Annotated in this window: 12 protein-coding genes and 1 pseudogene; 8 read left to right on the top strand and 5 right to left on the bottom strand. The window is 59.4% G+C overall.

The features are described from left to right. Positions 1–5: 5 nt before the first annotated feature. Entirely contained in the window at positions 6–656 is a 651-nt protein-coding gene (locus PD284_RS23955; protein ID WP_274630870.1) for a toxin-antitoxin system YwqK family antitoxin, read from the bottom strand. A gap of 298 nt (positions 657–954) precedes the next feature. Between PD284_RS23955 and PD284_RS23960 the strand changes: the two genes are divergently transcribed. Both PD284_RS23960 and PD284_RS23965 read left to right on the top strand, forming a co-directional pair. Continuing rightward, positions 955–1,725, top strand: coding sequence for a hypothetical protein (locus PD284_RS23960; RefSeq protein WP_274630871.1), 771 nt, complete (start codon positions 955–957; stop codon positions 1,723–1,725). Positions 1,726–2,726: 1,001 nt separating this feature from the next. Beyond that, positions 2,727–3,410: a helix-turn-helix domain-containing protein gene (locus PD284_RS23965; RefSeq protein ID WP_274630872.1), complete on the top strand. Its 684-nt coding sequence runs from the start codon at positions 2,727–2,729 to the stop codon at positions 3,408–3,410. Positions 3,411–3,800: 390 nt separating this feature from the next. Here PD284_RS23965 and PD284_RS23970 read toward each other — a convergent pair whose 3' ends face one another. The 3 genes and pseudogenes from PD284_RS23970 to PD284_RS23980 form a co-directional block, all read right to left on the bottom strand. Next, positions 3,801–3,998, bottom strand: a complete 198-nt coding sequence (locus PD284_RS23970) for a hypothetical protein (RefSeq protein WP_274630976.1) — start codon at positions 3,996–3,998, stop codon at positions 3,801–3,803. 20 nt (positions 3,999–4,018) lie between these two features. Then, positions 4,019–4,432, bottom strand: a complete 414-nt coding sequence (locus PD284_RS23975; protein ID WP_274630873.1) for a divalent metal cation transporter — start codon at positions 4,430–4,432, stop codon at positions 4,019–4,021. A 106-nt stretch (positions 4,433–4,538) separates the two neighbouring features. Next, positions 4,539–4,865, bottom strand: a pseudogene (locus tag PD284_RS23980) (divalent metal cation transporter); the annotation flags it as partial. 566 nt (positions 4,866–5,431) lie between these two features. Here PD284_RS23980 and PD284_RS23985 point away from each other — a divergent pair. The 4 genes from PD284_RS23985 to PD284_RS24000 all read left to right on the top strand — a co-directional run bounded on the left by PD284_RS23985 (position 5,432) and on the right by PD284_RS24000 (position 10,458). Continuing rightward, positions 5,432–6,127, top strand: coding sequence for a DUF421 domain-containing protein (locus PD284_RS23985; protein ID WP_274630874.1), 696 nt, complete (start codon positions 5,432–5,434; stop codon positions 6,125–6,127). 632 nt (positions 6,128–6,759) lie between these two features. Next, on the top strand, positions 6,760–8,247 hold the full coding sequence (locus PD284_RS23990) for an ATPase domain-containing protein (RefSeq protein WP_274630875.1): 1,488 nt from the start codon (positions 6,760–6,762) through the stop codon (positions 8,245–8,247). Continuing rightward, the gene (locus PD284_RS23995; RefSeq protein WP_274630876.1) at positions 8,247–9,287 is read left to right on the top strand and encodes a sensor histidine kinase; all 1,041 of its coding nucleotides are present in this window, start codon (positions 8,247–8,249) and stop codon (positions 9,285–9,287) included. The genes PD284_RS23990 and PD284_RS23995 overlap by 1 nt, the downstream gene beginning before the upstream one ends. Positions 9,288–9,378: 91 nt before the next feature. Then, positions 9,379–10,458, top strand: a complete 1,080-nt coding sequence (locus PD284_RS24000) for a sensor histidine kinase (RefSeq protein ID WP_274630877.1) — start codon at positions 9,379–9,381, stop codon at positions 10,456–10,458. Here the strand turns inward: PD284_RS24000 and PD284_RS24005 are convergent. Continuing rightward, positions 10,433–11,059, bottom strand: coding sequence for a helix-turn-helix domain-containing protein (locus PD284_RS24005; protein ID WP_274630878.1), 627 nt, complete (start codon positions 11,057–11,059; stop codon positions 10,433–10,435). The two genes, PD284_RS24000 and PD284_RS24005, sit on opposite strands and share 26 nt — an antisense overlap. Positions 11,060–11,219: 160 nt before the next feature. Between PD284_RS24005 and PD284_RS24010 the strand changes: the two genes are divergently transcribed. Beyond that, the gene (locus tag PD284_RS24010; RefSeq protein ID WP_274630879.1) at positions 11,220–11,705 is read left to right on the top strand and encodes a fasciclin domain-containing protein; all 486 of its coding nucleotides are present in this window, start codon (positions 11,220–11,222) and stop codon (positions 11,703–11,705) included. 28 nt (positions 11,706–11,733) lie between these two features. After that, positions 11,734–11,958: a DUF378 domain-containing protein gene (locus PD284_RS24015; RefSeq protein WP_274630880.1), complete on the top strand. Its 225-nt coding sequence runs from the start codon at positions 11,734–11,736 to the stop codon at positions 11,956–11,958. Positions 11,959–12,001: the final 43 nt, after the last annotated feature.

The following is a 12,001-nucleotide window of genomic DNA, read 5'->3' on the forward strand; positions in this document are numbered from 1 at the left end:
GAGGTTTAGGGACGTGGCCCGCAATTGGTTGACGGACGCGGGCATGGCAGGATTTCGCGGCCGTACTTCCACCATTCTTCGCCGGTGACGGCGCCGGTCCTGGCGTCGCGGGTGGTTGAGGCCGGCGCGTCGTCGCGATGCCGTTCGCCGGCCACATGCCAGTGCTCGGCGACGACGATGCTGGTTATGGCGTCGCGTTCGATGAGGGCTGGGCCGTCGGCGCGGTGAAGTTCGTTGTTCTGATGCCATTCCTGCCAGGTCAGGATGCCGGTGGCAGCGTCGCGGTGGGTGATGGCCGGGCCGCCGTCGCGGTGAAGTTCGTTGTTCTGATGCCATTCCTGCCAGGTCAGGATGCCGGTGGCAGCGTCGCGGTGGGTGATGGCCGGGCCGCCGTCGCGGTGGAGGGCGTTGTCCTGATACCATTCCTCGCGGATGATCTTGCCGGTGCCCGGATCGCGGTCGATGACCGCGGGGCCGCCGTCGCGGTGCCGTTCGTGGTCCTGCCACCATTCTTCGCGGATGACGACGCCATTCGGGTGATGCTCGATACAGGCGGGCGCGCCGTCGCGGTGCAATGCGTCGTTGGGGCGCCAGGTTTCGATCTTGATGCCGCTGTCCGCGATGGTGCGGAAGCGACGGGATATGTCTTCAGTCATCGGCCCTCCTCTAAAAACTATTTGTCATATAACATATTGGCTATGTTATATGCAATATTTTACAGTTTTAATACTTGCCGTCATCTAAATCGGGACGACGCTATATAGTATCGCCATTGTTTAATTATGGGATTATTTATCTTAGCGTATGCACAAACATCGGATGTATAGAGGCGATGGCCTTGTTACTACTGGAGTTTTCGCACTCCTGTAAGGCGACTTTTACATATTGAGACAACTTTAAGGGGTATTGCCGCAAAATACTTATAGGTTTTGCTTCAACAAGGGTGGGGGATTCATGACAAGGCAGCGTCGACGGGTGAGGAGCGGATTTCAGGCGGCGGCGGACAAGGTGGAAGCGGCTACGCCGGAAAGGACGGCGGAGGAGGTCCGGATGTTCGGCGCGCGGCACAGGCGGGCGCCGGGGCGCTCGGACGAGGTGCGGCGGGCGGAACTGCAGCGTCTGATCGAGGAGCTGGAAAGGGCGGCCGACCGGGAGGACGGCGATTGTCCCGGGTCGATGGCGGCGGTGGACGAGGATGCGGCGAAGCGGCTGCATCGCCGTCGCCTGTCACGGCTCTACGACCGGTTCGGGATGGGGATGCACGAGCGTCATTCGAGCGGCGAGGTATATCTGACGCTGCGTGCGCGCGAGAAGCGGAGCGCGCTGACGGATTCTCAGTTGCGGGCGGCCATCCTAACCGGCGTGCTCGAGCATGGCTGGACGACGTTGTATTTCTACGGTGGACCGACGGCGATCGACAAGGATGTGTCGCGGCGGGCGCGCGAGATGCTGTGCGAGCTGACGCAGCGTGGCATGCCGTTGGCCGGCATGAACATCGATGTCAGCGGCCGCCGGATGGCGGGCGTCGAGCCATGGATCGACGGGGCGCTGCGCACGGTGTGGACGCAGTCGCTGAAGGATCTGGGCGAGCGCAAGGACGATCTGCTCGGGGCGTTTCGGGACGCCAAGACCAAAGGTTTCAGCGTGCTGGCGCTGCGCATGCGGTTCCGGTCGCCGGTCGAGGAGGACGAAGGTCGCGAACTGCCGGACGCAGGCAATCGCTGAAACACGGCTGGAGGCCGAGGGGCGCGCTAGTCCTGGGTGCGGCCGCCGCGCCCGACGCCTCGGTCGCGAAAGACGGAGAATTCTTCGGACGGCTGGAGCGCAGGCGTCTGGGTTTTTTCGAGTGTCTGTTGCGGACGGCTGTAGAGGTCGGCTGCGGCGATGGCGCGGCTGCATTCGAGCCAGGCGTTCCACAGGGTTGAATGCTCCTTGTCCGCCGACAGCAGGAACTGGGCGTGGCTGGCGCGGAGGGCCGCGGTGTCGCTCCATTCTCCCTTGTTGGTGTCGATCGCGTGGACGGCGAGCGAGATCTGCAGGCGCGCTTCGCGGGCCTTGTCTTCGAGCGGGGTGTGGCGGTGGCGCGCGTCGAGCGCGGTGAGCGCGTCTTGCAGGGAGCGGCGCGCCTCCGCGGTGGGTTTGACCAGGGCGCGGAAGTTGGCGGCCGATTGTGCGGCCTGTGAGCGGATGTCTTTCTGACCGCCGGGGTGTGGGATCAGGGCTGAGGCGTTCGCCGTGGATCCAGTAGGTGTCAGGCGGCGGCTGCATGGTCGTGGCCTGCTCCGGTGGTCGCGACGGTCGTCGCGTCTGCCGGGCCGTTGGGGACCCGGGCCCTGCGATGATAGGCTGAAAAGGCGCCGGGCGAAAAGATGGCTGCGTGACGTACCGCCTAAGCGATTCGTGTTTGGTGAGGGAACTTCGGGTGCCTACAACCGCAAATTATGTAGGGAAACGGCGGCCCGGAGAAAGACGGTTGCGGCCTTAGCCGGAAAGCCGCAGACTATCAGAGGTCTGCACAAGCAGATTCGACGTTATCGAAAATCCAACTTGAAGAGTATACAGGTATGAAATAAGAAAACCCGCTACTTGCGGGCTTCCTCAAAATTCGTGCTGAGATCGTGACAGACATCAGCATGCAGTATTGGTCGGTATGATGCAATAGAAATCTTGCAGCGTCGATCTGCGCGCAATTGAGCGGATTTTCTGACCTTAAGGGAGAAAATCTGATGACTAGTAGAAAAGAAATAGAACAGGCCGCTTTTGTCGATTCGTACGCGCGGCTGAAGCAACGCGTCCAGGCGATCGCCGCAGGCGAGCGGGTTGCGGATCCGGCGCGGCGGGCGCGATCGCTACAGACGTGTCATCGCTGGAAGGCGGCGCCAGAGGTGACGCCGTTGAGCGGCCGGAGCGGCGACGCTTATGTGCCGGAGCTGTCGGCCCAGGTCGAGGAGGACGGCAATATCACGGACGGCGCGCGGCGCTGCGTGCGCAGGATTGCCGAGCTCGCCTATCGCAGGGCACGGCGGGACCGCGCGGTCGCCGTCACCGTGAGCTATCTGGCGAAGGGATTGCGGCGGTGCGAGCGCACGGTACAGCGCTATCTGCGCCAGCTCGAGGCGGCCGGATACATCCGGACGGAGGTGGTGATGAGCGGGCGCTCGCGCATGAGCTTTGGGCTGATGATCTGCCTGCTGGAACCTTTGTTTGCAGCGCATCACCGGAAGAGATGGCCGGGTGCGCAAGCAAATGCGGGGGTGACAGCAGAGTCACAGAACAAGAGATTCCATAGATTGCACGCGAGAGGATGGCGGCGGATTCCGGTCGAGTCCTGGGCAATGCGCTGCATGGACGGTGTTTTCCGTGCGTTTATGCAAAGCGACGAGCGGCCTGTCTGGACCATGGCGCGATGACGATGGTCTGTTCAGGGCAAAATGAGGAACTGCCGCGGCGGCGGCACCGTTCGTTTTGCCTTCAGGTCGGGGCGGCGTCGACATCGCCGCAAGGATGGCCGGACAAGCGTAGCCGCGCAGGCGTTGCAACCGGGCGGGTGTGCACTGCTAATGATGTGCATGTGGGGAAGACGACATCTTTGAGCCCTTCAACCAGGCATCAACGACCTGCCGGATGGGGGCAGCATGCGAACTAGGCGCTCGCGATAGCGTGGACGACATGCTGTGCACAGCTTTCGATCTGAGGCCACAGGCGATCTCGTCTTCGAAGTTGCATATCCCCAATCTGGCTCGTGGGTGTCGGGCTCTCGCGCGTTTGGGCGAGCTGAGGAGCAAGAGCAGTATGGCGGCCTAGATAAACCACGTCGCCACCAACCCCAAAGAGGCCGAAAAAATTGCGACCGCAGTGGTCCAGCCGAGAGCGTTGGTGGCGCGGCTGTTGACTTTGTCACCCATGATGCGCGGGTTGTTTGTCATGAGCGTGATAAGAAGACGCAGCGGCGGCGTGGAAAAGCCCTGCACAATGCCGGACCAGACGAGGACCTGCATTGGATTGAAGCCCAGAAAATTCAGTCCAACCGCGAGCAGGGTGAAACGCCGATCGCAACATAGAACTTCGGCGCCTCTCTTGGCTCGGCGTGAAGGCTGTGCTTCCAGCCAACCGCCTGCGCCACGTCGTATGCCGAACAGGTCGTCGTGACGGGAACTGCAAGGAAGCCGACGCCGATTACGCCGGCTGCGAACACGCTGGCTGTTGCGCCGGCGAGAGGCTCGAGAGCTTCCGCCGCCTGGGCGGCGATCTCTATGTCGTGCTCGCCGGCTTCGCAGAGCGTAGCTCCTGTCGACAGGATGATGAAATACATGATGAGATTGGAGAAGGTCATTCCGACCAGAATGTCGCGGCGCGAGCGGCGCAGTTCGCCGTCGGTGGCGCCCTGGCGCTCGCGCAGCGTCCTTCTGCCTTCGGTGATCTCTTCCTCCACCTCCTTGGTCGACTGCCAGATAGGTGGTGCCGATGATCCTACCAGGATGGAAAACCGCCGCCACGTCCGGCTTTGCCATGACGGCCGATCCGACATAGGCAAGAAGGGCCAGAGCGAGCCAGCGGAAGATGTTGCGTATGAGCGTGTAATAGCCCCAAAGCTGGAGAGCGAAGATCATGGCCCGCACTGCGATCGCAATGAGTGGGACCGGAATGGGAAGGAAGATGTTGATGGATGCGGCCATGCCGCCGAGATCGGCGGCGGCTTCGATCGTGTTACCGATCAGCACGCCCACGAGGACGACCCAGAACAGCCAGCGCGGGTAGAAGTCCTTGATGACACGGAAGAGGCCCGCGCCCGGAAGCTTGTCCAAACTTGGACGAGAGATACACGACGAGTGTACATCATCGGGAGCGTTGCAGGGGCGGTCCAAAGCAGGTCCGGGCCAAAGCGCGCGCCGGCGCTTGCATAGGTGCCGATCGCCGAGACGTCGTCATCTGCGGCGCCGGTGATGAGGCCGAGCCCAAGTGCTCGTCCGATGCCGTCTTTCTTTTCTTCCTGTGGTGTGGGGCTGCAATTGCGCTGCATCATTGCGGCCACGCCGCGCTTAGGCCGTCGTGCGCACACGACCGAAAGGTCGAGAGCAAATTGTCCAATTAATGTACCACAGCGCGGAAACCTCTGCCGGCGTCTCCAACCTCGGGACCGAATGTTTGTTCTCCGGTCTGCGCGCCACCCGGGAAGCGGCTATCTCTGGATCCGATGAGCCAAGATGGCGCGGCGTCGAGTGCCGCCGACAAGGCTCGGGAGCTGACGGTTCCCGAGGACCGACCCGTAAACTTCTGCCGGGAGAGAGCATTTCTTTAATTGACCACGACCGTCACTGCACGACTCCCGGCTCTAGTTTGGTGGGCCCGAAGGCTATTCGTGAGTGCCCGGTCGGCATCGTCTCCGAAGGAACCGAGCTCGCGACAAAACGTTCAGAGCAGGGAGCTTCCAGTGGATCAGGCAATTCACATCTTTGATTGGGAACGCATGCTTTTCGGCGAAGAGCCGCCGCTCTTTCTGCTGGAAATAGCGTTCAGAACCGCCATTGTTTATGGCTACGCCTTGGTGTTGCTGCGATGGCTTGGCAGTCGTACAATCGGGCAACTGTCGACAATTGAATTCCTTTTGGTCATTGCGCTCGGGTCGGCCGTTGGCGATGCCATGTTCTATCCGGACGTGCCCTTGCTTCACGCCCTTCTGGTGATCACGGTGGTCGTAGTGGCCAACAAGGGTCTCGATATCCTGATTGCCAATAGCGCATCCGCAGAACGGGCGATCGACGGAATTCCGGAGGAAGCGGTCCGCGACGGAGTGATCTGTCGAGAATTTTTGGAAGGCAATGCCCTCAGCAGGAATGAGCTTTTTCAGCAATTGCGAGAGCACGGAGTTGAACACCTTGGAGAAGTCGCGCACGCTTACATTGAAACGGATGGTGCGCTGACCGTCTTCAAAGCAAAAGACAACAGACCCGGGCTGCCAGTCATGCCGCCGTGGGAAATTGAGGAGCCAACAGAGATGGAGCCAGCAGAAAGGCACCAATATCCTTGCCCTGTCGCATGTAAGAGGTGCGGCACAATTGCCGATCTTGACGCGGCCGCCTGTTCATATTGTAGCCACGATGTATGGGTGCCAGCTCGCGCTCGGTAGGCCGCGTGTGTGGTGATGCAAGGAAAAGATGCGATTTTCGCTAGCGCGAAGTTGGATCGTGCGCAGCGCTTCGCTAAGATTGAGCATAATTGCGAACAGCTCAGCCGTTCAACACAGTAGGGCTTCGTGGAATCCTGTCAGAAAGAGCCATGCTGCGCCGCCGTGATTGGCCGGGGCGATCGGCACCGGCATGGCGGCGCTGCCGCAAACCTGTCGGAGTTCAAAGCCTGGCACTTGCCCATGGCTGTCGCCTATTCGCCAGCCAGTGACGCGCTTGGAGGACTAGGGGCAGCTGCAGGCAAGGAGAGATTGCTGGCTGAGCCGGAGATGGGGTCTTTACGGCGGATAGGGCGGAGTGGCGGAGGTCGATAAGGTGCTTGGCGTTTGGCGAGGGTCGCGCCAGGGCGCGAATGACCGCTTTGCGCCCGCATGCCGGACGTTTAGATTCGGCTGGCCGCTGCTGGAAAGCGGACATTGCGTGCGCATTTCTACAGATGCCCGCACGACCGGTTGCTCCAACTGGAAGAGGGTTTAATGCGCGCCAAAGCCGTCTGATCTACTGAGCAAACGGAACGGAACCATACAAAAACTCGACCGTTACCTCGTTCCCGCCACCACGACAGGGGGTCATTGTGGACAGAGATGACGCGTCACCAATCTCTTCTGGAGTGGAAGGCCTCGATTACGTTCTTCGCGGAGGATACGCCAGATTTCGTTCTCACCTTGTGGAAGGAAGGCCTGGATCGGGCAAGACAACGCTCGGGCTGCAATTTCTGATCGAAGGAGCCCGGAACGGCGAGAAATGCCTTTACATTACGCTCTCTGAAAGCAAGCGCGAATTGCTCTCCGTGGCCAGCCGCCATGGTTGGGATCTAAATGGCATCGAAGTGCTTGAATTGGTGCCTCCTGAGCTCAGCTTGGACCCGTCTCAGCTGCAGACGTTGGTACATTCCTCCGATCTAGAGTTGGGGGAAACAATCAAATCGGCGCTGGCCGAAATAGGCCGGATGCGACCCGACCGGGTGGTATTCGATTCCCTGTCAGAAATCCGCCTTCTGTCACAGGGATCGCTGCGCTATCGCCGTCAGGTCCTTACGCTCAAAAGCTTCTTCTTGCTCAACAACGTCACGGTGCTTCTTCTTGACGACCTGACTGCCGAGCATGACGACCTCAATCTGCATTCGATCAGCCACGCTGTGATCCGGATGGAGCAGTTATCGCCTGTTTATGGTGGTGAGCGGCGTCGGCTTCGAGTGATTAAAATGCGGGGCGTTCAGATAAGAGGCGGATTCCACGATTTTGTTATCAGGTCGGGGGGCGTGTCGGTATTTCCTCGCCTCGTGGCCTCAGAGCACGAAGTGGCAAAGACAGGAGCGCCGGCGATTAGCGAAAACTCGCTCGATACATTGGTAGGCGGGGGTTTGGAACGCGGCACAAGCACATTGTTGATGGGCCCGTCAGGCGTTGGCAAGTCGACGATTGCTTGTACCTATTGCCATGCAGCCTTGGCGCGTGGCGAGCGTGTGCTGGTACTCTTGTTCGACGAAACCAAGCATATCTTTTTGGAAAGAGCTGCCGGGCTCGGCATGGATTTTAGGGCGTTTGCTGACAGTGATATGCTTTTGCTCGAGCAAGTCGATCCAGCGGAGCTTTCGCCTGGTGAATTGTCATCACGTATTCGGTCGGCGGTAGAACGGTCAGATGTCAGAATTGTCGTTATCGACAGTCTGACTGGCTACCTCAATGCTATGTCTGAGGAGCAGCAGCTCGTGCTCCAGATGCATGAGATTCTGACATATCTCAATCAGAAGGCTGTAGTCACTATCTTGCTCTTGGCTAATCACGGACTGATCGGCCAAATGTCCGCACCAGTCGATATGACCTATCTCTGCGATTCCGTCATGCTGCTGAGGTTTTTCGAAAGCGGCGGTCGCCTACGACGCGCCATCTCGGTGGTCAAGAAGCGCGTTAGTTCTCACGAAGATACTATTCGAGAGTTCCGAATTGGTCGCGCAGGTGTCACGGTTGGAGAGCCGCTTGTAGATTTCAGGGGTATTTTGACGGGCGTGCCAGTGTTTGAGGGCAAGCAGGGCGACCTTCTTAAAGACAAGCCATCATAATGCTCTCTACGTCGCAAGTCCTTGTTCTCGCGCCCGTCGGACGTGATGCAAAGATCGCTGTTTCAATCCTGTCTCAGCACCAAATCAACTCGCGCATTTGCCTCAATTTGGACGAGGTCCTCCCGCTCCTCGAGCAATCTCATTGCCTTGTCATTGCCGAAGAGGCTCTGATCAACACTGATCGACGACAGTTCGCCGCGTGGTTGGAAAGTCAGCCTGGATGGTCGGATTTTCCTGTCGTTTTGTTGACAATGCGTGGAACGGAGTTTGACAAGAGGCTTTCGTTTCTCGATCGGTATCTGATTGTATTGGAGAGGCCCTTCTTGGCCTCGAGCCTTGGCAATTCTGTCCGTTCGGCACTGCGAGCCCGATGGCGCCAGTTGGAGGTCAAGAAATATATTGAGGAAAAAGAGCAGGTTGCGGCCCGGCAGAACCTGCTTATTCGGGAACTGCACCACCGGGTCAAAAACACGCTTGCGAATGTCCGGGCGATGATGGGGGCTACAGTCAATTCTAGCGGCACAGTTGAAGAGTTCGTCCGCGACTTTTCGGCCAGAATTGTGTCATTGGCCGACACCCATTCCATGCTCACGGACGACTATTGGCAAACGGCATCCCTGCAAAACATGCTGGACGGGGAACTCAGGCACTACGAAACTCAGACAAAGCCACGTATCGCCGTCGAAGGGCCAGAGGTGTTTCTAGTCGCTGATATAGCCATCCCGGTCGGCATGGCTTTTCATGAACTTGCCTCCAACTCCGCGAAATTTGGTGCGCTCTCGCGACCCAACGGGCGCCTGGATGTGCATTGGTCGGTTGCAAGCTCGGCCCACACGCACGTCGTCAATCTTGAATGGCATGAACACGATGGACCGACGGTCCATCCGCCCAAGCGGCGAGGCTTTGGCACAACGTTACTCGAAAAGGTTCTCACCGTTCAATGTGATGCCAAAGTCAAATTGGACTATCGGCCTGAAGGCCTCGTTTTTACGATGACTCTGCCGTTGAGAGAGACGAGGCTGGTGCCTTCGTACTCCTGACCAAGCGAAAGTGAGGCGGTTGGCATTGGTGATAGCGGGCTTGGCCCGTGGCTGATATTGAGGGTGCTGCCATCAGCGCAAGGTCTCTCGCATGACATTAGGTTCTGAAGATGCCGAAGCAGTCGGAAAACTGCTTGAGACACCTGATCTCGCCACGGCCTTGGAGAGCGAACAGTTTAAGAAGTTTCTCGACCAGGTGCCGATTGCCATCGCCGTCTCGGATCTCACGGTCAGCGAGCGCGTCGTCTACGCCAATCCGGAGTTCGAGAAGCTGTCAGGCCTGGAAGCGGCTTCTCTCACGCGAGAAAACTGGGAGGCACTTGTGGGGACGGGCCTTCGCCACCAGAAGGAGCGATCGCTGGCCCAGGCTGTTGTTGAAGAAACCGATTTTGTCGGCACTTTCCGGCTGGAGCGGGCGTCCGAGAAGCCACCGCTTGTGGACGTCTACTCAAACCTCATTGAGGACGACAACGGCAAGATCTGCTTTCGCTTGGTGGCGCTGGTCGATGTAACAGCCCACGGAGACGCTGATGACGGATCGGCCGAAGTGCGCGTCCACGAAAAGGATACGCTGCTGCGTGAACTCCAGCACCGTGTCAAAAACAATCTTCAGATGATAACCGCTTTGATCCGCATGGAGACCCGCAACGCGACGGTCTCGGATCAAAAACGTTTTGAAAGGCTAGCAGGCCGAGTGGATGCGCTGGCAATCCTGTACCAGGCGCTTGCAGCTGAAGAGCAGAAAGGCGAAGTCGATCTCGGTGTGTATCTAAGCCAGATCGCCTCCGCGGTTATGGCCTCTCATGCGGTCGAGGGTATTCGCCTCGATATGAAGGTCGACACCTATCCGGTTTCTATTGACGTGGCCATGCCAACTGGGCTCGTCGTGAATGAGCTTTTAACCAACTCGCTAAAACATGCGTTCGCAGGACGCGATGGTGGCAGCATAACGCTGCACAGCATCGTCAATGGCGACGGATGTCGTGTCGTTATCGCCGATGATGGGGTGGGCCTTCCGGAGGGGGAAACGTGGCCCAAGCCGGGCAAACTCGGGGCATTGATTGCACGCTCTCTGACTGAGAATGCAAAGGCGCAGTTCGACGTTCGCTCCAGTCCAAGAGAGGGAACGAAAGTCACCATAGCTTTTAAGAGGTCGGCTGCCGCAAGCTAACACTGCTTTGGAGTGCTCCGGGTGTGGTCACCACTAGGGCCGTGCAGGCGCCTGTACTATCGTGGCGGTAGCTGTGGGGAATGCTGGAATCGAAGTATATGGCGTCGCCCGCATCAAGCTTGCTTTTCTCCTTGCCAACTTCGACCCAAAGGGTGCCGCTCAACACGTAGATGAACTCCGCGCTGCCGTGCCGGTGCGTCGGCGAGGGCGGCGAGCCGGCGGGAAATTCGGCATAGAACGCCTCCATGCGGCGGTCGGCGACAGGATAGTCCAGGCTCTCAAACAAATAGGCGGGCGGCTCCTCGCCAGGCGGGCTGGGAAGCCTGAGACGCTCCTTCTTGCGCACCACCGCCACCAGCGGCTTCTCCTTGTCGGCAGTGAAGAAGTGATCGAGCCCGACGCCGAAAACCATGGCAATCCGGACCAGCGTCGGCAACGTCGGAAACATCTGCCCGCGCTCGATCTTCGACAGCATGGCGGTGGACAGCCCGGTATGGGCGGCAAGCTGCACCAGCCCCAGCTTTTTCCGCAGCCGCAGCGCCCTGATGCGCGGGCCGACGGCGTAGCGCTGAAGCTCGTTGGTGATCGTATCGGACAGCAACGGCAAAACTCCTTTTCGTCCCGCGAAACTATTCCCGCCGGATTTTCCTTACACGATAATGTAGTCTACTGTCACGACAATTTTACTGGCTAGAAAATAATTTTTCCCCAGATGACAAGCGGTGCCATCGCATCGGCACGGTCACAACAGGAGCAAGGTTATGATTATGAAGACATCGATATTGGCCGCGGCGTTCGCGCTGGCCACCAGCGTCAGCGCGCTCGCCTCGGGCAAGGACATCGTGGACACCGCCGTCGAGGCGGGCCAATTCAAAACGCTCGCAGCCGCGCTGACAGCCGCAGGGCTCGCCGACACGCTGAAGGGAGCCGGTCCGTTCACCGTCTTCGCCCCAACCGACGACGCCTTCGCTAAGCTGCCCGCCGGCACGGTGGAGAATTTGCTGAAGCCGGAGAACAAACAGCAGCTCACCGACATCCTGACCTACCACGTGGTCGCCGGAAAGGTGATGGCCGGGGATGTGGCGGGCCTAGATGAAGCCAAGTCCGTCAACGGCAAGATGATCGACCTCGAAGCCGCCGGCGGATCGGTCAAGGTGAACGGCGCCACCGTCACCACAGCCGACGTCGCGGCGTCGAACGGCGTCATCCATATCATCGACACGGTGATCCTGCCGCCGGAAGGCTGAGGCTCACCTCCAACTCTGGGGAAAGACCATGAAGTTCATCAACATACTGACGCTCGTCCTGGTCATCGTGGGCGGGCTGAACTGGGGACTGGTCGGACTGTTCGACTTCGACCTCGTGGCCGCGATCTTCGGCGCGGGCTCGATGCTCTCAAGGCTTGTCTACATCTTGGTCGGGCTCTCGGCGGCCTGGCAGATCGTGCCGCTGTTTGCGGTTATGGGTTCGGGCGAACTTGCCGCGGAGCGGAACCGCTAGGCCGTGGAGGGGCCGCTTGACAGCCAGGCGGCCCCCTCCACCT

The organism is Mesorhizobium shangrilense (assembly GCF_028826155.1).
GTDB classification, from domain to species: Bacteria; Pseudomonadota; Alphaproteobacteria; order Rhizobiales; family Rhizobiaceae; genus Arvimicrobium; species Arvimicrobium flavum.